Raw genomic sequence first — 20,789 nt, forward strand, 5'->3', positions numbered from 1 at the left:
CTCCTGAGAATGGGTCGATTCAACCTATAAATCTGTAAACTTGCTGCTTATTGGACACCAGAATTCGAACCACAACAACCGAGGCACGCCATGATCCGAGTATTAATTGAACGGCACATCGCCGAATCCCTGGAGGCAGCTTACGAAACCCGCTCGCGCAAGGTGTTGCAAAACGCGGTTGCGGCCCCGGGCTTTATATCCGGTGAAGCCTTAAGCAATCGAAACGATCCGAACAACCGCTTTATACTTTCGAATTGGCGCTCGGTCAGTCACTGGGACCGGTGGTACCGATCGAAAGAGCGCAAAGAGCTAATGGCGGAATTGATGCCGATTATGGATCGTGAAGAAATAATCACCATACTCGAGCAGGGCGGATCCTGATTACCCGGCAAGAGTCAGCGTTCAGCGATGATCCTGTTTGCGAATTGCCGAGTCAATTGCGCAGCCTGGCGAATTAAATCGTTCTGGGTTTCTGGCTGGCGCGCGAAGGGCTGGAAGTCATGATTGCCACCCTCCAGCCAACGCAACTCGCAGTTGGCCAGAGCGGCGCTTTGAATTACAAGCTCTGCCGGTTTGCCGAACGGGTCGCGGGTACCCTGAACAATTAGCAGCGGACAGGTAATGTGCGCCAAGTGCTCAGTGCGCCAGCGGTCAAGCTTGCCCGGCGGATGAAACGGGTAGCCGTAACAGACCACCGCATCCATCAAGTTGCTCGCTAAAAGGTTGCTATTAAAACTCGAGTCCGAACTTTTACTTATATTGGCAGGTTGAGCCAGTAAGCTGGCCATACGCCCGCCCATGGATTTTCCACCTGCCATCACAAAGCAATCCTGCGGCAGCTCGTCTTTTGCACGCTTGAGCGCCTGAACGAAGCTGTCTAGCAAGCCCGGTTGCCGACCGGGCGGGCGTTTACGTCCGTCAAAGCGGTGCTGTTGCATGAAAGGGAACTCGAATCTCACGCTAGAAACACCTACGTCACTCAGTGCGATAACCAGTTGTTCCATATAGTCAGAATCCGCCGGCGCTCCGGCACCGTGGGCAATAACCATAGCAATCTTAGGGGTATTGTAAAAACCAACACTAGGCAACCATGTATTTTCGTTCATGTTTCTCCCAGGAGAGTCACGTTAAATGGCATAAGCACAATACGAAAAGAGTCCAACCAGATTGCATCCCACTTACTTAACTCCTTGCCGCACATCCATTTCCGCTACTTTTGATGCATGCCAGGAGTTGACCTGAATCATTGCAAAGGCCTAATGCTTTCCTCATAATTACGCCCGCATAAACCCCTTTTTAACCCAATGGTAAGGCTATGAGCACATTGAATCCGAACCTGACATACAACTACAAGGTGGTAAGGCAGTTCGCCATCATGACGGTCGTATGGGGAATTGTTGGCATGGCTCTGGGTGTGCTGATTGCAGCACAGCTGGTTTGGCCGGCCCTCAATTTCGACCTTCCGTTTACCCACTTCGGCCGTTTGCGGCCGCTACACACCAACGCTGTTATCTTTGGCTTCGGTGGAAGTGCGTTGTTTGCAACGTCGTACTACGTCGTGCAGCGTACCTGTCAAGCACGCTTGTTTTCCGACAAGCTTGCTGCCTTCACGTTCTGGGGCTGGACAGCCATTATCATCTCCGCAGCCATCACTCTTCCCATGGGCCTGACGTCCACAAAAGAATATGCCGAACTTGAGTGGCCGATCGACATCGCAATTGCGATAGTGTGGATCACTTATGCGGTCGTCTTTTTTGGCACCATTACCAAGCGCAGCATGCCGCACATTTATGTGGCTAACTGGTTTTACGGTGCTTTCATTATTACCATCGCGGTTCTGCATATCGGTAATAATCTGGCGCTTCCGGTTAGTGCGTTCAAGTCCTACTCGGCCTATGCCGGTGTGACCGATGCGATGATGCAGTGGTGGTATGGTCACAACGCCGTAGGTTTCTTCCTGACGGCAGGCTTCCTGGGCATGATGTACTACTTCGTTCCCAAGCAGGCTGGCCGTCCGGTTTATTCTTATCGCTTGTCTATCGTTCACTTCTGGGCGCTGATTGCCACCTACGTATGGGCCGGTGGTCACCACCTGCACTACTCTGCCCTGCCAGACTGGGCCCAAACCGCCAGCATGGTTATGTCTCTGATTCTGCTTGCTCCATCCTGGGGTGGCATGATCAACGGCATGATGACGTTGTCCGGCGCATGGCACAAACTGCGTACCGATCCTATCCTGCGCTTCCTGGTGGTTTCCCTGTCGTTCTACGGCATGTCCACCTTTGAAGGCCCGATGATGTCAATCAAGACCGTTAACGCCTTGTCGCACAACACAGACTGGACCATTGGCCACGTGCATTCCGGTGCTCTGGGCTGGGTTGCCATGATCAGCATTGGTGCTATCTATCACCTGGTTCCAAAACTCTGGGGCTTGAAAGAGATGCACAGTACCAACCTGATCAACGTCCATTTCTGGCTTGCCACAGTGGGCACCGTATTGTACATCGTCTCCATGTGGGTTAACGGCATTATGCAGGGCCTGATGTGGCGTGCGGTTAACGAAGACGGCAGCCTGACATACAGCTTTGTGGAAGCTCTGGAAGCCTCTTACCCCGGCTACTTTGTCCGCTTCCTGGGTGGCGTGCTCTTCCTGAGCGGTATGCTGTTTATGGCGTACAACGTCTTCGTGACTATTCGTCAGAAAGAAGCCGTTGCCGAGAATAACGCCGCTGTCCAGGCCGTGTAACGGAGAGAAATCAGATGAATCATGAAACAGTAGAAAAGAACCTTGGCTTGATGATCGTACTGATCATTCTGACCATCAGTGGCGGTTTTTTGGTGGAAGTCGTTCCGCTATTCTTTTTGAAGAGCGTCAACACACCCATCGAAGGTCTTGAACCTCTGGCAGCGCTTGAACTGGAAGGTCGTGACATCTACATCCGCGAAGGTTGTCATGTATGCCACACCCAACAGATCCGCCCGTTCCGTGCGGAAACCGAGCGCTATGGCCACTACTCCGTTGCGGGCGAGTTCGTTTACGACCGCCCGTTCCTGTGGGGTTCCAAACGTACCGGTCCGGATCTGGCCCGCGTTGGCGGCCGTTATTCCGATGCCTGGCAGCGCCAGCATCTGTATAACCCGCGCAGTGTGGTTCCCGAATCCAACATGCCAGCATTCCCCTGGCTGTTCGAAGATCGCGTCAATCATAACGGTACCGCAGCCAAATTGACGGCTATGCAAACCCTGGGTGTTCCCTACACCGACGAGCAGATCGCAAACGCTCCAGCCGCATTAGAGGGCAAGTTTGAGATCGAAGCTCTGCTTGCATACCTGCAGCAGCTGGGTACCATCCTTCCGAACAAACGGTGATTTGATGGATGCTAACGACTTACGCGGTGTTCACACCCTTATTATAATGGCGATGTTTATCGGCATTATCTGGTGGGCGTTCAGCGCCCATCGCAAGAAGGCGAACGAAGAAGCATCGCACCTGCCGTTTGATGACGACGAGGTCGCACAGCGTACCCTTGAACGGGAAAAAACGGAGAAAAAACAATGACTACCTTTTGGAGCATCTGGGTCACTGTGATCGTGCTCGGTACTATTTTCGGTTGTACCTGGCTGCTGCTTTCGACTCGCAAAAGCCAGACCTCCGATGTGGAAACCGACCGTACTATGGGTCATTCCTTCGATGGCATCGAAGAATATGACAATCCGCTGCCGAAGTGGTGGTTCTATCTGTTCATGTCCACCATTGTATTCGCGCTGGGCTATCTGGCGCTCTACCCGGGCCTTGGTAACTTCAAGGGCCTGCTGGGCTGGACGTCTGTCAACCAGTGGGAAGCAGAAGTTGCCGAGGCCGATGCGCTTTACGGCCCGATCTACGCACAGTACGGCAAAACAGCGGTACCGGAGCTTGCCAAGGTAGACGACGCCAAGAAGCTTGGTCAACGTCTGTTCGCCAACAACTGCGCAGTGTGCCACGGTTCTGCCGCACGCGGCCAAGTGGGCTTTCCCAACCTGACCGACACTGACTGGCTATACGGTGGTTCACCGGAAGCTATTCTGCACACATTGAACAACGGTCGCATGGGCGTTATGCCGGCCAAAGGCGTGATGCCCAACATGACCGATACCCAAGTCGATCAGGTGGTCAACTACGTGTTGAGCTTTAGTAACCGTGCCAAAGATCCAGAATCTGTTGAAGCTGGAAAGGCCGTGTTCATGCAGGCCTGCACGGCGTGTCACGGTGTCGACGGTAAGGGCATGCAAGCCTTGGGTGCGCCTAACTTGACTGACAACGTATGGCTGTATGGTTCTACCTTCGACTGGATCCGTCAAACGGTCATCCACGGTCGGCAGAACCAAATGCCTTCACAAAGCGGTCGCTTGTCTCAAGATCAGATTCAGATTCTCGCCGCCTACGTTTACAGCATGTCGAACTGAAAAAACCGGCCGGAGTTCGCTCCGGCCTGGTCCTTTCAACTCTGCGTCTGCCTCTGGCGGGGACAGACTTGAAGTGATCAAACAGGTGATCCACCTGACACAGATCAAGCATTCACTTCCAGGACCCTCCGCGCCCTGCCCCTGTTTATTTTCATCGGAGAAATCGATGAGCACCAAGATTCCGGTACAACAAATTGACCCGGCCAACGAGCCTTCAGACAAGAGGAAGGGGTCTCAATCTGTTGACCTTTACGCCAGTCGCAAAAAGATTTATGTCAAAGAAATAAAGGGCTTTTTCCAGCGTATTCGCACATTCAGCCTGCTGGCGTTGATGGGCATGTATTTTTTGTTCGCCTGGCTAACGCTGAACGGCGAGCCGTTGATTCACTTTGATCTGCCAGCCCGCGAATTCCACATGTACGGTGCTACCTTCTTCCCGAAAGATTTCTTTCTACTGTCAGGCATGCTGATCATCAGTGCTTTCGGTCTGTTTTTTATCACCACCCTTTTTGGTCGCGTATGGTGCGGTTACACCTGCCCGCAAACGGTATGGACCTTCATCTTTATGTGGGTGGAAGAACGCATCGAGGGTGGTCGCAACAAGCGTATGAAGCTCGACAAAGCGCCCAATTCCCGCTCAAAAGTCGCAAAGAAAACCGCCAAACATGTCATTTGGCTGCTAATTTCGCTGGCAACGGGTTTGACCTTCGTTGGCTATTTTTATCCAATTCGTGAGCTGATTGTCGATCTCTTTACCCTGCATGCCAATGGCTGGGCTTACTTCTGGGTCGCCTTTTTCACCGTTGCCACTTATCTTAACGCCGGCTGGATGCGCGAGCAGGTGTGCCTGTACATGTGCCCGTACGCCCGCTTCCAATCGGTTATGTTTGACCCCAATACCCGTATTGTGTCCTACGACCCTAACCGCGGCGAACCCCGTGGCGGCCGTAAGAAAGAAGTCAAACCTGATGAAGTCGGCCTGGGTGACTGCATCGACTGCGGCCAATGCGTTCAGGTGTGCCCGACCGGCATCGACATTCGTGACGGCCTGCAATACGAGTGTATCGGCTGCGCCCTGTGTATTGATGCCTGCGACGACATCATGGACAAGATGAACTACCCGCGCGGCCTGATTCGCTACACTACCGAAAACGAGCTGGAAGGAAGAACCTCTAAACTGCTGCGCCCGCGCACCTTCGGTTACGGCTTTATGCTGGCGCTGATGATCGGCGCTATTGGCTACACGGTAGCCAGCCGGGTTCCAGCGCAATTGGATGTACTGCGCGATCGTGGCGCACTGTTCAGCTTTAACGGCCAGGGCCGGATCGAAAATTCCTACACCCTGAAGTTGGCCAATATGTCTGAAGCAACGCAAACCTACACACTGAGCGTCAGTGGCATGGACGACATCCAGATTCTGACGCCGACCCAGATCACCGTTACAAGCGGCGAAAAATACTCGCTACCGACCGTGGTGGACGTTCCGCCAGAATCCATTAGCCAGAGCAACAACGATATTGTCTTCAAGGCCGAATCCGATGACGAAATTGTTCTGACGCTTGAAACTGAAAGCCGATTTGTCGGTCCAACGCGCTAACGGCGGTTGAGCCGCAAAGCACGACGCTTGAATAAAGCTTGAACGTAAAATCGAGACATAACTTTATGACTGCTGAAACACCCGTTGCACCCTGGTACCGCCAGCCCTGGTTCTGGTTTTTGACCATCGCTCCACTGGCAGCGATTACGTGGAGTATGACCATGCTGGTCGTTGCCATTAACATGGAAGACAGCATGGTGTCAGACGACTATTCGAAGGAAGGTCGGGGTATCAACCTTGAAATAGCCCGTGACGTCAGGGCCGCCGAACTGGAACTGGTAGCCGACATCCAGTTTGATGGCCGCCAACTGTCCCTGGACCTGGCCTCTACCGAAGATTTCCCGTATCTGATACTGGACTTGTTCCACCCAACCCTGGACAAGTACGATCGGGTGGTACAGTTCCGCCGCGAGAGCTTGGGCCACTACACAGCGCTAATGAATGAAGACATCGACGGCCGCTGGTACTACGATTTACGCGGTCCTACCAACGACTGGCGACTGAAAGGCGAAGCCTGGCTGCCAGCAGAGAACGGACTCAAGCTGAAAGCGGGCCTAGTTAAAGGGTGATCCCCTTGAATTGCTTCCACTGCGGCGAGCCGGCAAACGGCGAGCCGGCTATTACCCTGCTTTTGGATGACAAACAAAGGCACTTTTGCTGCCAGGGCTGCAAAGCCGTTTGTGAAACCATCCGCCGGGAGGGCTTGGCTGGGTTCTACGATTTCCGCACAGAGCCTGCTATCACTCCGCGACAGCTTACCAGCGCAGAGCTTGGCCGCCTGCGCGAGCTTGACCATCCTTTGGTACAGCAGTCGTTTGTCAGCCCGGTAAAAGCCGGCCAGGAAGCCCAGATTCTGATTGGCGGCATTACCTGTGCGGCCTGCATCTGGCTGCTTGAAAACCACCTGCAGAGACAGACCGGAGTGCTGTCGTTTACCGTCAACCACACCACCCAGCGCGCGCGACTGGAGTGGGCCTCAGACCAGGTTCAGCTCAGCGACTTGCTGATAGCGGTGCACCAGCTGGGCTATACCGCCCGGCCCTACCACGCTGATGAAGTAGAAAACGCACTGAAAGTAGAACATCGCTCTATGCTGATCCGCCTGGCCGTGGCAGGCATTGGCTCGTTCCAGAGCATGATGCTGGCGTTTCCCATGTATTTTGGAATGGTGAACGATCTATCGTCAGATTTTGTCAGCTTCTTCCGCTGGTTCAGCCTTCTGGTGGCCACCCCGGTGGTGTTTTACAGTGCCAAACCGTTTTTCCGGAACGCCAGCCGCGACCTTCGTAGCCGCCACCTGACTATGGACGTGCCGGTCGCCATTGCTATTGGCCTGGCCTACGGCGCCAGCGCCTGGGTAACGGTAATGGGCGGCGACGAAGTCTATTTTGAATCGGTGTGCATGTTCACTTTTTTCCTGTTGCTGGGCCGTTATATTGAAGTGCAGGCGCGTTATCGTGCCGGCCTGTCCGGCAACGCCCTGGTGGGTTTTCAGCCCAGGGTGGCCACGCTTGTGACCGGCAGCAACAGCGAAACCAATGTTGTTGCCGCCCACAGCTTGAAAGCCGGCGATGTGGTGCGCATCCGCCCGGGTGAAACCCTGCCAGTAGACGGCGAAATACTCCGCGGCCAGTCTACCCTCAACGAAGCCGCGTTAACCGGTGAGTATCTTCCAGAAACCCGAATACCCGGAGATACCGTGCACGCCGGCAGCGTTAACGGCGAAAACGCGCTGGACATCACAGTGGTGAGTGCAGGCGCGCAAACCCGTCTGTCGAGCATTCTGCGGGTGCTCGATCGGGTGCAGTCGGAAAAACCAAAAGTAGCCCGCATGGCCGATCGGATGGCTGGCAAATTTGTCGGCCGAGTGCTGATTCTGGCGCCTATAGTGTGGTTGGGTTGGTGGTGGTACGGCGCCGATAACGCGTTTGATATTACTCTTTCAGTGCTGGTGGTTACCTGCCCCTGCGCGTTGTCGTTGGCCACTCCTACTGCCATTACAGCGGCCACGGTAAAGCTGCGCAAACTTGGCCTGCTGCCCACCCGTGGCCATACCCTTGAGTCCATGAACGATGTCGACACCGTGGTGTTTGATAAAACAGGCACCCTCACCCGTGGTGAGCTCAGCCTAGTGAACCAGCACAGCGCGGGCACTCTCGATGCTGACCAGTGCCTTCGCCTGGCCGCTGGCCTGGAAGCGTTTTCTGAACACCCCATTGCCAGAGTGTTTCACGATTTGCCAAAAGCCCTGATCAGCAACGTCAAAAATTACTTGGGCGGCGGGTTGTCTGGCCACTGGGGCGAACAGACTTTGTACATTGGCCATCCACAATTTGTCGCCGAGCACAGCGGCTTGGCCTTGCCAGAGGCGCCTGAATGTACAGGTATCGCCATTTGGCTGGCCTCAGACCAACAATGGTTGGCCCGCTTTCAGCTTGACGACCAGCCCCGTGCCGACGCAGCCAACGCCATTGCAGCGTTACACGACCTTGGCATTCGCACCCTACTGCTCAGCGGTGACCGCTCTGGACACGTGCAGCAGATTGCCCGCCAACTGGGTATTAATGAAGCCATTGGCCAGGCTTCGCCGGAAGACAAACTGGCGGTGTTACAAAAGCTCAATGCCGAGGGCTGCAAGATCATGATGGTGGGCGACGGCCTGAACGATTTGCCGTCTATGGCCGGAGCCAGCGTGTCTGTGGCCATGGGCTCAGCCGCAGACCTGACCCAGCTTAAAGCCGACGCCGTTCTGCTCAATGGCCAGCTAATGCAACTGGTAGAAGGGCTGGCCACCAGTCGCCAGACCCGCAAAGTTATTCGCCAGAATTTGTGGTGGGCACTGATTTACAATCTGGCCGCGCTGCCTTTGGCGGCGGCAGGCCTGGTGCCACCCTGGTTGGCGGCCATCGGTATGTCCGCCAGTTCTCTGGTGGTGGTATTAAACGCGCTGCGCCTGGGCAAAATGCCAACGCCAGCCCGCGAATCACAGCCGTTAGTTGGCAGTATGGCGCTGCGCTGATAGCCTGAATTTCATGAATCCGTTTTCAAAGCTGGACTTTAAACCCCAAATCCCGGGAGTGCATTGTGGAAATCGTTGTGGTGCTTGTACCGTTAATGCTGATGCTGGTCACTGGTGGCATTGTTCTGTTCAACTGGGCGGTCAAAAACGGCCAGTATGACGACCTGGAAGGGCCCGCCCACCGCATTCTGTATGACGACGACAAAGACCGGATTCCGGAAGACGCCATCACCGGGTTGGAAAAAACCCGGCGTAGTGCCAGCGACCCACAAGATGAGCCACAAACCGACACTGACACGTTAAAAGCCGATGAAGCGGCGAGCAAGCCTGGCAACAGCAGCACCTGATGGCGGGCGAACTTTACCTCAGCTATTCCAGCGCGTTTCTGATTGGTATCCTCGGCAGCACTCATTGCCTGGGCATGTGTGGTGGAATCAGTGCGTCACTATCTATGGCAATGCCAGTAGGCAAGGGTTTTCGCCTGCGCCAGACACTCACGCTGCTGGCGTTCAACGGGGGCCGCATTGGCAGCTATGCGCTGATTGCCGCCTTGGTGGCATTACTGAGCACCTCGGCGGCAAGCCAATGGGCGTCCATGGGGCTGGCATTACGAACTCTGGCAGGGCTACTGCTGATTTTTATGGGATTGTCCATGGGGCAGTGGTGGCAGGGTATCCGTTATGTGGAAAAGCTGGGTGCGCCGGTGTGGAAAAAACTGTCGCCGCTAACCCGCAAACTGCTGCCAGTGCACAACCCTATGCAAGCTCTTGCGTTGGGTGCTCTTTGGGGCTGGCTGCCTTGCGGTCTTGTATACAGCACTCTGGGATGGGCAGCACTGCAGCCTACCGTGCCATCAGCGGCACTGACCATGTTGTTCTTTGGTCTGGGTACCTTGCCCTCTATGTTGGCCACCGGTTACGCCGCGCGCTGGGTACGCGGGCTGCAAAGCCACCGGTTATTCCGTAAATTCAGCGGCGTGATGCTGGTTGTGTTCGGGTTTTGGACCCTGCCTCTGATGGCTCTGATGGGCGCCGGCGGCATGCACTGACCAAAACCTTCAAGGTTACAGGTTCAGAACGTCAAGGCGCCCGAACTCTTCCCTAGCCTTGCCTGAAACCACTGTAACGCCCGGCTTTGCGTCGCCATTCGGAGCAACAGAACGCGGTGCCCAGCTTCTGGAATTTTCCGGGAAATTATATAACTGCGGGTCTGCCAGGTGCGATGGTTCTACGTTACACAAGGCACTAAACATGGTTTCCAGGCGCCCGGGGTGCTGTTCATCCCAGACCTTGAACATGTCTTTTATCACCTGGCGTTGCAGATTTTCCTGAGAGCCACACAAGTTACAGGGAATAACCGGATAGCCCCGCAGTTCGGCGAAGCGTTCAAGGTCCTTCTCACGGCAATAGGCCAACGGTCGGATGACCGTATTTCGGCCGTCGTCACTGTGCAGCAGAGGTGGCATAGACTTGAGCTTGCCAGCGTAGAACATATTTAGAAACAGGGTTTCCAGCAGGTCGTCACGATGATGGCCAAGAGCAATTTTGGTCACCCCATTGGCCTCGGCGAAGGCATACAAAATCCCCCGCCGCAGGCGTGAGCACAAACCACAGGTGGTTTTACCGGCGGGAATTTTATCTTTAACGACGCTGTAGGTATCACGCTCGATAATATGGTACTCAATGCCCAGATTCTGCAGGTATTGCGGTAAAACATGCTGCGGGAAACCTGGTTGTTTCTGATCCAGATTGACCGCAATCACCTCAAAACGCACCGGAGCTTTTTTCTGCAAGCTCAGCAGAATGTCCAGCATCGCATAGGAATCTTTCCCGCCGCTGAGGCAACACATAATCTTGTCGCCGGCCTCGATCATCGAGAAGTCCGCAATTGCTTGCCCGGCTTCCCGTTGCAGGCGCTTCTGCAGTTTTTGTTGCTCGCGCCGCGCATCGGGTTTTTGCGGATCGGTTACTGGGTGCATAGCGATTTCAACGTTGAAAAATGTAAAGCGCGATTATACCCGTCGCATTCCGCTGTTAACACTGAACCAGCCCACATACGTTGCCATCAGACTGGCAGGGCGACCCGTGAGTGCTCTACCATAGGCTCATGACCAACACATCAACACTCAACCAGCCCGGCGCCATTACCCACTCTGGCGATTCCAGTCCCCATCAAGCTCTACAAAGCCACATAGCCCACCTGCAAGTTGCTCTGGAGCACGAGCTGCGCCAAGCACCTGGGGGGCTGAGTGAATACGCCCTGATCAAAAAGCTGCAGCAGCCACCTTGGCAACTCTTGGGTGATGTGCGCTTTGATCAACCCGAGCTGTTATACCAAGTTCACTTCTTGCTGTTTCACACCCTGTATACGCTGCGCGATCAATTGGCCGAAGACGGTGAAACCCTGGCGATATCAGCCTTGCTGACCCGGCTCGAAAAGCGCCCCGAAGTGTCGAGCCAACAGCTGTCTGGCCCGAGATTATCTGGCCAAAGCCTGCCGGCCCAGGCCGATTCCTTGCGGGCATTTTATCTGGACCTGAACCAATATCGGCTATCCACGGCCCAGATCCACGCCATGCTCGACAACTTCTACGCCGGCCATCGGGGTGCCAATGATCATCACGACACATCGGAGGTTGGCGCAGCAGCGCACTGTCTGGGCTATAACGACAGGCGTTTGCCGGACCGTTTTCACGAGGTAAAACAGCGCTTTCGCCGCGCCGTCATGCAGGCGCACCCCGACAGGGGCGGCAGCACTCAGCAAATCCAGACACTTAACGCAGCCTTTTCCGTTATCAGAAACCACTATCGCGGGCGCTACTAAGTGCGGCTGTAAGCAACGTGAAGGCAACCCTCTAAAATGAAGGAATTTTACATGAACCGACAGGGTTTTGTAGCCGCCACGCTGGCTATCGCACTGGTATTGCCTGCGGGCGCCAGCGCAGATCTGGCCATATTGCAATACCACCACATCAGCGATAGCACGCCGGACGCCACCAGTACGTCGCCGGCACTGTTTCAAGCCCAACTACAACTGATTGAACAACTCGGGCTGGCAGTTGAGCCACTGTACGAAGCAACACAAAAAGCCCTGGCGGGTAATGGCGGCGATGCCGTCGCTCTGAGTTTTGATGACGCCTACAGTTCCGTGTATTCCAATGCGGCACCCATATTGGCGCGACTTAACTATCCCTACACTCTGTTTGTGAACGCCGACACCATCGGCAACAGCGGTTTTATGACGTTACAGCAGCTGCAGGAACTGGCGTCTACGGGCCTGGCAACCATCGCCAACCACAGTGCCGGGCACGGGCACCTGGCCAAGACACCCAACGAGGAAGCAAAGCAGTGGCAAGAGCGCATTAATCAAAGCCTTGATAGCGCGCAAACGTTGCTTGAAAAAGAGTTTGGCAAAGCACCGCCAATGTTCGCCTACCCTTATGGCGAGTTTGATGCAGCTCTGGAACAGCAAATGAACCAGCGCGGCTGGCTGGCGTTCGGGCAGCAATCCGGCCCCGTCGGTGCAACCTCAAGCCGCACCCGCCTGCCACGATTCCCCATGGCTAACGCCTATGGGCAGCTACAAGGCCTGGAAAACAAGTTGTTGAGTAAGGCTTTACCGGTGTCGGGCGAGGATCTTCCGGACGGCATTGTCAGCACCAACCCACCGCACCTGCGGATGACCCTGCCCAGCGGATTCACGCCAGGCAAACTGACCTGCTTCGGCTCCGGCCAGGGCCGAATAAAGGTAACCGCCAATGCGCAGCAGGCGAATGTTCAGGCGCCCGCAGCATTCAGCAGCCGCCGCTTTCGCTATAACTGCACCTACCCCGCAGGCGACGGGCGCTTTTACTGGCTTTCCCAACCCTGGCTGGACTTATCCCGGCCAGAAGACTGAGCGTCTGAGCCTAATCACAAACCAAACACCCAGCCCAATAACCAATAACTGGCCAGAGTAACCACCACCACACCCATCAGGTTCAGGGCGAAACCGGCACGCAACATATCGCCGATCCGCATATGGCCGCTGGAGAATACAATGGCGTTTGGCGGTGTGGCCACCGGCATCATGAAGGCACAGCTGGCGGCAATGGCCGCGGGAACCGTCAACAACAACGGAGAAATATCCTGCGCCACTGCCAAAGCGCCCAGCAGAGGCAAAAAGGCGGCAGCGGTGGCCGTGTTGCTGGTGACTTCGGTCAGGAAAATAATCACCAGGGTGACCAGTGCGACCATCAACAATGCCGGCAACAGGGTTGCTGCACCCATAGCTTCGGCTATCCAACTCGCCAGGCCAGAGCTGCTAATGACGCCAGCCATGGCCAAGCCACCACCGAACAGCAGCAACACACCCCAAGGCAGTTTTTCCGCGCTCTCCCAGTCCAGCAGAAATTTACGCTCTCGGGTGTCCACCGGAATCAGGAACAGCGCCAACGCGGCGGCAATGGCAATACCGGTATCACTCAGCCAAGGCGCCAGGTTCGCCGACAGTAACGGGCGAAATATCCAGGCGCTGGCTGTTAGTAAAAACACCAGTCCGACCAGTTTTTCACCGCGCCCAAGTGGCCCAAGGGCCTCCAGCTCGCGGCGGATCATTTCGCCGCTGTCGTCAGCGCGACCAATACCAAAATCTATCCGGGTCAGCCACCACCACACCAGCAACAACATCACCACCGAAACCGGCAGTCCCAACAGCATCCACTGGGCAAAGCCGACTTCAATGCCCTGGGTTTCCAGCAGATAAGCCGCCAGCAGAGCGTTGGGAGGCGTACCAATCAAGGTCGCAATACCACCAATACTGGCGGAGTAGGCAATCGCTAAAAGCAGCGCTGTGCCGTAGCGGCGCAGGCCCTCTTCATTGTCGCTCTGGGTCATGGCGATGATAGACAGGCCGATGGGCAACATCATTACCGCCGTTGCCGTGTTGCTCACCCACATGCTCAGAAACGCAGTGGCCATCATGAAACCGGCAATCTGATTTTTTGGTTTAACACCCATGGCCCTCAGCGTTAACAGAGCAATGCGCCGGTGTAAATTCCAGCGCTGCATCGCCAGGCCCAGGGTAAAACCGCCCAGAAACAGGAAGATGATGGGGTTTGCGTACGGCGCTGTCGCCTGGCCAATACTGCCCAAGCCTAATGCCGGAACCAACAAAATTGGCAAGAGCGCCGTGGCAGGAATCGGAATCGCCTCGGTAGACCACCAGGTGGCCATCAACCACATCATGCCCCCAGCAGCCCATGCTTGGACCGACATTCCACCAGGCGGCGGTATAATAAGGCACGCCAAAAAGCCCGCCAAACCGACCACCAACCCGATCACCTGACTCCGCGGCAAACCTTCCGGCTGCGCCACTGACAATGGCTGATTACTCATATCATCTGTTCCATTTTGTTAAGACACCGATGTAAAACCAAACACTCCATACACAACACAAATAGCGACAGGTGCTATTGGTAGATCAACCCGTATTGAGGCATAATCGATCAAATTCTTCTGTAAATTCATGCCTTCAGCATGGCACCGCAAACAGGATTCTATTCGTATGGTACCGCAACTTCTTGTTTCCCGACTGATGCACAGCGGTGTCCTTCTGCATTGCGATCCTGATACCACTATAGCCACTGCCGCCGCGATGATGGCGGAGCGAAGTGTCAGTTCCATTCTGGTTATTCGCAATGACGACGTGTTGGGCATTTGGACAGAGCGCGATGCCCTGGCCATTGATTTTACATCATCTTCTATCTTTGCCCAGCCGGTCAGTTCGGTAATGAGCTCGCCGGTTATCTCCGTGCCCACCTACATGCCCATGCAGGAAGCCGCGGTTAAATTCCGCGAAACCGGCAAACGTCACTTTCTAGTGGTCGACGCCGACGGCAAGGCGGCCGGTATTCTCTCGCAAACCGACATGGCGATAAACCAGGGTATTGAACCCTATCTGCGTTTGCGTGACGTGCGCTCCGCCACCCCCACAATGCCACTGTCTATAGACGGTGATAAGACCCTGGCGGAAGCTGCGGCCAGCATGTACAAAAACCACGCTCATGCGGCGATTATTGATTGTGAAAAACTGGGATTGGGGATTCTTACCGAGCGCGACATAGTCCGTCTTATCAGCCGCAATACCGGTAATGAAGTGGTCGGCCCCCTGGCCAGCCGCCCATTGATAACCGTGCACGAGGAAGAGCCGCTTATTCACGCCCGTGATCGCCTTCTGAACCTGCGCATCCGTAACTTGGCGGTGGTCAATGACAATAACCAGGTGATCGGCCTGGTGGGCTACGGTCAGATGCTTGCCGGTGTGGACCAGCTGTATATGAAGGATTTGCGCGCCGCGCTGGAGCGGCGGGATTCGGCCCTGGCCCAGTCGCGGCGAACCCTACAACTGGCTGAGCGGGTGATTGCCTCTTCACTGGAAGGCATCATGATTACCGATGCCAAATCGCGCATAGAATTCACTAACCCCATGTTTACCCAACTGACCGGTTACAACGCGGACGAGGTAATCGGTAAAACGCCGGCGCTGTTTTCATCTGGTCGCCATGACAAAGCCTTTTACGACCAGATGTGGCAAGCCCTGGCGCGGGAAGGCGTATGGCGCGGCGAAATCTGGAACCGGCGTAAAACCGGCGAGTTGTATCTGGAATTGCTGACCATTACTGCGGTAACCGATGATAACGACATCATAACCCACTACGCTGCCCTGTTTACCGACATCACCCAGAACCGCCGCAACGAGGAGCGCATTCGCCAGCTGGCCTATTACGATGCACTCACCGGCATTCCCAACCGCCGGCTGATGGAAGACCGCCTGGAACACGCCATCCGCCAGACCCACCGCAACCGACTGGTGCTAGCCGTGCTGTTCATCGACCTGGATCATTTCAAACAGATTAACGACACTCTGGGGCATCACGTAGGCGATTCTTTGCTACTTCAGTTCACCGAAAGAGCACAGACCTGCCTTCGCGAGGGCGACACATTAGCTCGCCTTGGCGGCGATGAGTTTGTGGTGATACTGCCAGAATTGAACGGTCCCGAAGCAGCAAAAATGATTGCGCAGCGCTTGCTGGACAAGCACCGCGAGGACTATCACATTGATGGCCATACCCTGAGTGCCGGCGCCAGCGTAGGCATAAGCCTGTGTTCGAACGAGGTCGACACCGCCCGGCAGCTGCTGGAACGGGCCGATGCGGCCATGTATACGGCCAAACGCGCCGGCCGTAACGCCATTTGCTTATTTACAGACGCCGAAAGCCAAAAAAACGAAACTAGCGGTCAGACAGCGTCTGCTCATGGGCCAGCAGCGCTTTTTTGATAGCAACACCGCCATTATAGCCACCCAGGTCGCCATTGCTGCGCAATACCCGATGGCAGGGCACCAGCACGGCCACCGGGTTGGCTCCGCAGGCGCTGGCGGCGGCGCGCACAGCCTTTGGGCGCCCTGCCCGCCGCGCCAGCTCGGCGTAGCTGATGACTTCACCACTGGGGATGCTTTGTAACGCTTGCCAGACTTGCTGCTGAAACTCAGTGCCGCGCAAATCCAGAGCCAGGGGTTCCGCGCTGCGGCCGTCTGTCAGCTGGGCTTTCACTTTGCCCAGCCAGCTCGGGCAAGCACTCTCTGCCTGGCATAATTGAGCACGTGGGAAGCGACTGCGCAATCGTTCCATTAGCGGTGGCAATGTCTGCCCGGTCAGCAGAGCGCACACACCCTTGTCACTGCAGGCTACAAGCACCTGGCCCAGATAGCATTGCGCGGATTGCCAGGTGATGTGCTCTGTGACCTGAGATGATGACATAGCGACCTCTTCTTCTTACACCAGCATAGAAACGCAGTATGGCGCAAAATTCGGCCGCCACGTAATCAGAATATATAATCCGTGGTCAAAGTTCTGGAATGACGCTCTCGCACAATGCTGGTGACCAGGTCGCGGTTGGATTCACTGGATTTGGCGGCGATCGTGGTGCGAATTGAAAACACCCGCAGCGCATCCGATACCGACAGTGTTCCTTCCGCCGAATTTTTGCGACCGTTGAACGGCAGCGTATCGGGCCCACGCTGGCACTGGCTGTTCAAATTGATACGCCCCACCTGATTAGCCAGAACATCGATCAACCCACCAATGGCAGCAGGGTCACTGCCAAATATGCTCAGTTGCTGGCCAAATTCGGATTCCCGGACGTAACGAATCACCTCGGACTCATCACTGAACGCCACCACCGGAATGACCGGTCCAAATTGCTCTTCCTGGTAAGCGCGCATCTTGGTGGTCACCGGGTACAGAACTGCAGGGTGGAAATAAGTGCCGTTTGCATGGCCACCTCCGGTGTTCATAACGCGCGCGCCCAGAGCCTCGGCGTCGCTGACCAACGCTTTCAGATAGTCGATCTTGCCGGGTTCGGGCAGCGGCGTTAACGACACATTGGGCTGCCACGGCATGCCTGCAACCAGATTATCTACTGCCTTGGACACACGCGCCACAAACTCTTCTGCCAGCGACTCGTGTACCAGCAGCAGTTTTAAGGCGGTGCAACGCTGACCGTTAAACGACAGGGCCCCGGCCACACACTCACTCACGGCCAGATCCATGTCGGCGTCTGCCAATACAATGGCCGGGTTGTTGGCATCAAGGCCCAGTACAGCTTTCAGGCGATGCGGTTTGGGGTGCATCTGTTTCAGCGCCGACGCACCGCTGTGGGTGCCAATGAACGCGAACATATCAACCTTGCCGCTCTTCATCAGTGGGCCGATGGTATCGCGGCCGCGGCCAAAAATAATATTGATCACACCGGCGGGGAACGCTTTCTGGAAAGCCTCCAACAGTGGGCCAATCAGCAGCACGCCGTATTTTGCCGGCTTGAAAACCACGGTGTTACCCATGATCAGAGCCGGAATAAGCGTGGTGAAGGTTTCATTCAACGGGTAATTGTAAGGGCCCATGCACAGAGCCACCCCCACGGGTAACCTGCGAGTTTGGGCGACCACACCGCCGACGGTTTCAAAACGCGACGAGCGGCGGTCTAGTACTTTCAACTCGTGAATGGTGTCTTGAATGTAGTCTGCGGTTCGGTCAAATTCTTTGCAGGCGTCGGCGTAGGTTTTACCAATCTCCCACATCAGCAGCTCCACCACCGCTTCACGGTGGCTGCGCATTTCCACCAAAAACTGTTCAACGTGCTCAATCCGCTGGGCAACCGACAGGCTGGGCCAGATTCCACGGCCCTGTCCATATGCTTCAACGGCTGAGTCCAGAGCTTCAAGCGCGGCATGGCCATCCATCAGCGGCGTTCTGCCAATCACCAGTGGCTGGGGTTCTTCTGTGCCCGTGACACGCAAACAGATCGGGCTGCGCACCTCTGCAAAAGGGCCTGGCCAAGGTTTCAGCTGGCCATTAACCAGGGTTTCGGTGATGGACACTCCGCCCTTCTGGCGAAACTTCTCCGGAACACTCTCGATGTCTGGAAAAAAGTCGTTAGCGCTCCAATTTGCAGATTCAGTGCTTATTTCAGAACCGGATTTTGTTTTTTTTTGCATGACAGTCTCCAACAATCTTTATAATTTTTCGTTAGGGAGATTCACTCTCGCCTACCACCTCAGGACACGTGGCCCCGAGGGCCTCGGCGATGGCGGCGAAGTCATCAGCATGCAATGACGCGCCGCCAATCAACCCACCGTCGACATCTTTCAGGCTAAAAATCGCAACCGCGTTCGCCGGCTTGACGCTACCGCCGTACAGAATCCTCAATGCCTGGCTGATCACCTTGGCCTTGGGCGCGCCACAGCCAGCAATGAACTGACGAATACCAAAATGCGTCTCTACCACTTGCTCGGGCGTGGCAGTCTTGCCAGTGCCAATAGCCCAGACCGGCTCATAGGCCAATACGCCCTCAGCAAGGCCAGCCAGCCCGACTTCATTAATCACCGCCTGAATCTGCGCCTGAACAACCTCGGCAGTGCGACCTGACTCACGATCCTCGAGCGACTCGCCCACACACAGCACCGGTGTCATACCCAGGCCACGAACCGCCGCAAAGCGCGCGGCAATGTCGTTATCGGTTTCACCGTACAGGCTGCGCCTTTCTGAATGCCCCACCAGCACGTAGCAGCAACCCATCTCCTTGAGCATGGTGGCACTGGATTCACCGGTATGGGCGCCGGATACAAACCCGGACGCATTCTGAGCGCCCAGAGTAATGCCGGTATAACCCAGCAAATCGCGTACCTGAAACAAGTAAGGCAGAGGCGGACAAACCGCTATATCAACCACTTTGCGCATCGGTCTGAGCCGCGGTAATAATCGGGTAATCAGAGCCTGGTTAGACTGCAGACTGCCGTTCATTTTCCAGTTTCCAATCAAAATCGGCTTTCTCATGGGTATTCTCCCAACAAGGATGCAATCAGTTATCAAGCGCGCAGCGAATGGCACCAATACCGGGATAAAAAGCGTGCGCACCCAGTTCCTGTTCTATCCACAACAAACGGTTGTATTTGGCCACTCGGTCTGAGCGGCACAACGAACCGGTTTTGATCTGTCCGGCGCGGGTGGCAACGGCCAGATCGGCAATGAAGGTGTCTTCGGTTTCTCCACTGCGGTGTGAAATCACCGCGGTGTAGCCAGCGCCTTGTGCCATGGCAATGGCCTCAAGAGTTTCAGTCAGCGTGCCAATCTGGTTGAACTTGATCAGCACGGAATTGGCAATGCCTTTTTGGATACCTTCGGAAACCAGCTCGGTGTTGGTGACAAACAAATCATCACCCACCAACTGAACCCGCTCACCGACTTTTTCGGTCAGCAACTTCCAGCCTGCCCAGTCGTTTTCATCCATGCCATCTTCAATGGACGCAATGGGATAGACTGTGGCCAGAGACACCAAATAATCGGCAAACTCTTCCGAACTGTACTTTTTCCCGGCGCCCTTAAGGTTGTAGCAGCCATCAGAGTAAAACTCAGAGGCAGCACAATCCAACGCCAAAACAATATCGGAGCCCGGGCGGTAACCGGCTTTCTCAATCGCCGCAAGAATCAGGTCAAGAGCCTCTTCGCTGGACTGCAAATTGGGCGCAAACCCGCCTTCATCACCTACGGCGGTAGACAATCCTTTTTCTTTCAGCAGTGCTTTTAAGGCATGAAAGGTCTCAACCCCCATACGCAATGCGTCGCTGTAGCTGGGAGCTCCCACCGGCTGGATCATGAACTCCTGAATATCCACGTTGTTATCCGCATGGGCACCACCGTTGATGATGTTCATCATTGGCACCGGCAGCACGCTGGGCGACGCACAACCGTACAACTCGGCAAGATATCGAAAAAGCGGCAGTTTGCGGGCCTTGGCCGCAGCATCCGCTACACCCAGTGACACGGCAAGAATTGCGTTGGCACCAAATTCGGCCTTGTTCGGCGTACCATCCAATTCGCACATCAAGCGATCAATTTGCGACTGTTCAAACACCACGTGTCCCACAAGAGCCGGCGCGATGCGTGTATTAACAGCGTTGACCGCTTGCAACACGCCCTTGCCGTTGTAACGCGGGCTATCAAGGTCGCGTTTTTCCAACGCTTCGCGGGAGCCGGTAGACGCTCCAGACGGCACGCGTCCGCAACCGACCACGCCGTTATCCAGCAGAACATCCACTTCCACTGTGGGAAAACCGCGGGAATCCAAAATTTCACGGGCCGTAATGTGAGTTATCTTTTCCATAGTAGCCTTCCTTTCAGTTGTTTTTGTT

20 protein-coding genes are annotated in these 20,789 nt (G+C 55.4%); 13 read left to right on the top strand and 7 right to left on the bottom strand.

Annotated features, from left to right (window positions below):
• Window positions 1-90 precede the first annotated feature (90 nt).
• Entirely contained in the window at window positions 91-381 is a 291-nt protein-coding gene (locus MIH19_RS12705; RefSeq protein WP_249005234.1) for an antibiotic biosynthesis monooxygenase, read from the top strand.
• A 14-nt stretch (window positions 382-395) separates the two neighbouring features.
• On the opposite strand, the gene MIH19_RS12710 is transcribed toward MIH19_RS12705, so the two are convergent.
• Complete coding sequence (locus MIH19_RS12710) at window positions 396-1,106, bottom strand: alpha/beta family hydrolase (RefSeq protein ID WP_249005235.1); 711 nt, start codon at window positions 1,104-1,106, stop codon at window positions 396-398.
• A 209-nt stretch (window positions 1,107-1,315) separates the two neighbouring features.
• Here MIH19_RS12710 and ccoN point away from each other — a divergent pair, with 209 nt between their 5' ends.
• The 9 genes from ccoN (at window position 1,316) to MIH19_RS12755 (ending at window position 10,110) form a co-directional block, all read left to right on the top strand.
• The gene (gene ccoN, locus MIH19_RS12715; RefSeq protein WP_249005236.1) at window positions 1,316-2,746 is read left to right on the top strand and encodes a cytochrome-c oxidase, cbb3-type subunit I; all 1,431 of its coding nucleotides are present in this window, start codon (window positions 1,316-1,318) and stop codon (window positions 2,744-2,746) included.
• A gap of 14 nt (window positions 2,747-2,760) precedes the next feature.
• Complete coding sequence (ccoO, locus tag MIH19_RS12720) at window positions 2,761-3,369, top strand: cytochrome-c oxidase, cbb3-type subunit II (RefSeq protein ID WP_249005237.1); 609 nt, start codon at window positions 2,761-2,763, stop codon at window positions 3,367-3,369.
• A 4-nt stretch (window positions 3,370-3,373) separates the two neighbouring features.
• Complete coding sequence (locus MIH19_RS12725) at window positions 3,374-3,559, top strand: cbb3-type cytochrome c oxidase subunit 3 (RefSeq protein ID WP_249005238.1); 186 nt, start codon at window positions 3,374-3,376, stop codon at window positions 3,557-3,559.
• Entirely contained in the window at window positions 3,556-4,446 is an 891-nt protein-coding gene (ccoP, locus tag MIH19_RS12730) for a cytochrome-c oxidase, cbb3-type subunit III (RefSeq protein ID WP_249005239.1), read from the top strand. The genes MIH19_RS12725 and ccoP overlap by 4 nt, the downstream gene beginning before the upstream one ends.
• A gap of 166 nt (window positions 4,447-4,612) precedes the next feature.
• Window positions 4,613-6,043, top strand: a complete 1,431-nt coding sequence (gene ccoG, locus MIH19_RS12735; protein ID WP_249005240.1) for a cytochrome c oxidase accessory protein CcoG — start codon at window positions 4,613-4,615, stop codon at window positions 6,041-6,043.
• 65 nt (window positions 6,044-6,108) lie between these two features.
• Window positions 6,109-6,612 carry a FixH family protein gene (locus tag MIH19_RS12740; RefSeq protein ID WP_249005241.1) on the top strand — a complete coding sequence of 168 codons (504 nt, stop codon included), beginning with the start codon at window positions 6,109-6,111 and terminating at the stop codon, window positions 6,610-6,612.
• Window positions 6,609-9,062 carry a heavy metal translocating P-type ATPase gene (locus MIH19_RS12745; protein WP_249005242.1) on the top strand — a complete coding sequence of 818 codons (2,454 nt, stop codon included), beginning with the start codon at window positions 6,609-6,611 and terminating at the stop codon, window positions 9,060-9,062. Before MIH19_RS12740 ends, MIH19_RS12745 begins: the two co-directional genes overlap by 4 nt.
• Window positions 9,063-9,127: 65 nt before the next feature.
• A complete protein-coding gene (gene ccoS, locus MIH19_RS12750) occupies window positions 9,128-9,409 on the top strand; it encodes a cbb3-type cytochrome oxidase assembly protein CcoS (RefSeq protein ID WP_249005243.1) in 282 nt (93 codons plus the stop codon).
• Window positions 9,409-10,110 (top strand): sulfite exporter TauE/SafE family protein, encoded by a 702-nt coding sequence (locus MIH19_RS12755; RefSeq protein WP_249005244.1) that lies wholly within the window; start codon window positions 9,409-9,411, stop codon window positions 10,108-10,110. Before ccoS ends, MIH19_RS12755 begins: the two co-directional genes overlap by 1 nt.
• Window positions 10,111-10,125: 15 nt before the next feature.
• Here MIH19_RS12755 and ttcA read toward each other — a convergent pair whose 3' ends face one another.
• Window positions 10,126-11,040 carry a tRNA 2-thiocytidine(32) synthetase TtcA gene (ttcA, locus tag MIH19_RS12760; RefSeq protein ID WP_249005245.1) on the bottom strand — a complete coding sequence of 305 codons (915 nt, stop codon included), beginning with the start codon at window positions 11,038-11,040 and terminating at the stop codon, window positions 10,126-10,128.
• Between the two features lie 128 nt (window positions 11,041-11,168).
• Here ttcA and MIH19_RS12765 point away from each other — a divergent pair, with 128 nt between their 5' ends.
• Together MIH19_RS12765 and MIH19_RS12770 are read left to right on the top strand one after the other, a co-directional pair.
• On the top strand, window positions 11,169-11,885 hold the full coding sequence (locus MIH19_RS12765; RefSeq protein ID WP_249005246.1) for a DNA-J related domain-containing protein: 717 nt from the start codon (window positions 11,169-11,171) through the stop codon (window positions 11,883-11,885).
• 51 nt (window positions 11,886-11,936) lie between these two features.
• Entirely contained in the window at window positions 11,937-12,959 is a 1,023-nt protein-coding gene (locus MIH19_RS12770) for a polysaccharide deacetylase family protein (RefSeq protein ID WP_249005247.1), read from the top strand.
• 14 nt (window positions 12,960-12,973) lie between these two features.
• Here the strand turns inward: MIH19_RS12770 and MIH19_RS12775 are convergent, their stop codons facing one another.
• Window positions 12,974-14,437, bottom strand: a complete 1,464-nt coding sequence (locus tag MIH19_RS12775) for a DASS family sodium-coupled anion symporter (protein ID WP_249005248.1) — start codon at window positions 14,435-14,437, stop codon at window positions 12,974-12,976.
• A 169-nt stretch (window positions 14,438-14,606) separates the two neighbouring features.
• Between MIH19_RS12775 and MIH19_RS12780 the strand changes: the two genes are divergently transcribed.
• The gene (locus MIH19_RS12780; protein WP_249005249.1) at window positions 14,607-16,379 is read left to right on the top strand and encodes a diguanylate cyclase; all 1,773 of its coding nucleotides are present in this window, start codon (window positions 14,607-14,609) and stop codon (window positions 16,377-16,379) included.
• Here MIH19_RS12780 and MIH19_RS12785 read toward each other — a convergent pair.
• From MIH19_RS12785 to eno, 4 genes are all read right to left on the bottom strand, one after another.
• Complete coding sequence (locus MIH19_RS12785) at window positions 16,333-16,860, bottom strand: methylated-DNA--[protein]-cysteine S-methyltransferase (protein ID WP_249005250.1); 528 nt, start codon at window positions 16,858-16,860, stop codon at window positions 16,333-16,335. The genes MIH19_RS12780 and MIH19_RS12785 overlap by 47 nt on opposite strands.
• Window positions 16,861-16,925: 65 nt before the next feature.
• On the bottom strand, window positions 16,926-18,596 hold the full coding sequence (locus tag MIH19_RS12790) for an NADP-dependent glyceraldehyde-3-phosphate dehydrogenase (RefSeq protein WP_249005251.1): 1,671 nt from the start codon (window positions 18,594-18,596) through the stop codon (window positions 16,926-16,928).
• A gap of 31 nt (window positions 18,597-18,627) precedes the next feature.
• Window positions 18,628-19,434 (bottom strand): triose-phosphate isomerase, encoded by an 807-nt coding sequence (gene tpiA / locus MIH19_RS12795; protein ID WP_249005252.1) that lies wholly within the window; start codon window positions 19,432-19,434, stop codon window positions 18,628-18,630.
• Window positions 19,435-19,459: 25 nt separating this feature from the next.
• On the bottom strand, window positions 19,460-20,761 hold the full coding sequence (gene eno, locus MIH19_RS12800; protein WP_249005253.1) for a phosphopyruvate hydratase: 1,302 nt from the start codon (window positions 20,759-20,761) through the stop codon (window positions 19,460-19,462).
• Between the last annotated feature and the right edge of the window lie 28 nt (window positions 20,762-20,789).

This window comes from Marinobacter sp. M1C (assembly GCF_023314135.1).
GTDB lineage: Bacteria > Pseudomonadota > Gammaproteobacteria > Pseudomonadales > Oleiphilaceae > Marinobacter.

What these genes read in the sequence shown, in the direction of transcription:
- MIH19_RS12705 (WP_249005234.1), top strand. Translation starts at nt 91, where the DNA reads ATGATCCGAGTATTAATTGAACGGCACATCGCCGAATCCCTGGAGGCA.
- MIH19_RS12710 (WP_249005235.1), bottom strand. Translation starts at nt 1,106, where the DNA reads ATGAACGAAAATACATGGTTGCCTAGTGTTGGTTTTTACAATACCCCT.
- MIH19_RS12740 (WP_249005241.1), top strand. Translation starts at nt 6,109, where the DNA reads ATGACTGCTGAAACACCCGTTGCACCCTGGTACCGCCAGCCCTGGTTC.
- ccoO (WP_249005237.1), top strand. Translation starts at nt 2,761, where the DNA reads ATGAATCATGAAACAGTAGAAAAGAACCTTGGCTTGATGATCGTACTG.
- ttcA (WP_249005245.1), bottom strand. Translation starts at nt 11,040, where the DNA reads ATGCACCCAGTAACCGATCCGCAAAAACCCGATGCGCGGCGCGAGCAA.
- eno (WP_249005253.1), bottom strand. Translation starts at nt 20,761, where the DNA reads ATGGAAAAGATAACTCACATTACGGCCCGTGAAATTTTGGATTCCCGC.
- ccoP (WP_249005239.1), top strand. Translation starts at nt 3,556, where the DNA reads ATGACTACCTTTTGGAGCATCTGGGTCACTGTGATCGTGCTCGGTACT.
- ccoG (WP_249005240.1), top strand. Translation starts at nt 4,613, where the DNA reads ATGAGCACCAAGATTCCGGTACAACAAATTGACCCGGCCAACGAGCCT.
- MIH19_RS12765 (WP_249005246.1), top strand. Translation starts at nt 11,169, where the DNA reads ATGACCAACACATCAACACTCAACCAGCCCGGCGCCATTACCCACTCT.
- MIH19_RS12775 (WP_249005248.1), bottom strand. Translation starts at nt 14,437, where the DNA reads ATGAGTAATCAGCCATTGTCAGTGGCGCAGCCGGAAGGTTTGCCGCGG.
- MIH19_RS12755 (WP_249005244.1), top strand. Translation starts at nt 9,409, where the DNA reads ATGGCGGGCGAACTTTACCTCAGCTATTCCAGCGCGTTTCTGATTGGT.
- ccoN (WP_249005236.1), top strand. Translation starts at nt 1,316, where the DNA reads ATGAGCACATTGAATCCGAACCTGACATACAACTACAAGGTGGTAAGG.
- MIH19_RS12790 (WP_249005251.1), bottom strand. Translation starts at nt 18,596, where the DNA reads ATGCAAAAAAAAACAAAATCCGGTTCTGAAATAAGCACTGAATCTGCA.
- MIH19_RS12780 (WP_249005249.1), top strand. Translation starts at nt 14,607, where the DNA reads ATGGTACCGCAACTTCTTGTTTCCCGACTGATGCACAGCGGTGTCCTT.
- MIH19_RS12725 (WP_249005238.1), top strand. Translation starts at nt 3,374, where the DNA reads ATGGATGCTAACGACTTACGCGGTGTTCACACCCTTATTATAATGGCG.
- MIH19_RS12785 (WP_249005250.1), bottom strand. Translation starts at nt 16,860, where the DNA reads ATGTCATCATCTCAGGTCACAGAGCACATCACCTGGCAATCCGCGCAA.
- tpiA (WP_249005252.1), bottom strand. Translation starts at nt 19,434, where the DNA reads ATGAGAAAGCCGATTTTGATTGGAAACTGGAAAATGAACGGCAGTCTG.
- MIH19_RS12770 (WP_249005247.1), top strand. Translation starts at nt 11,937, where the DNA reads ATGAACCGACAGGGTTTTGTAGCCGCCACGCTGGCTATCGCACTGGTA.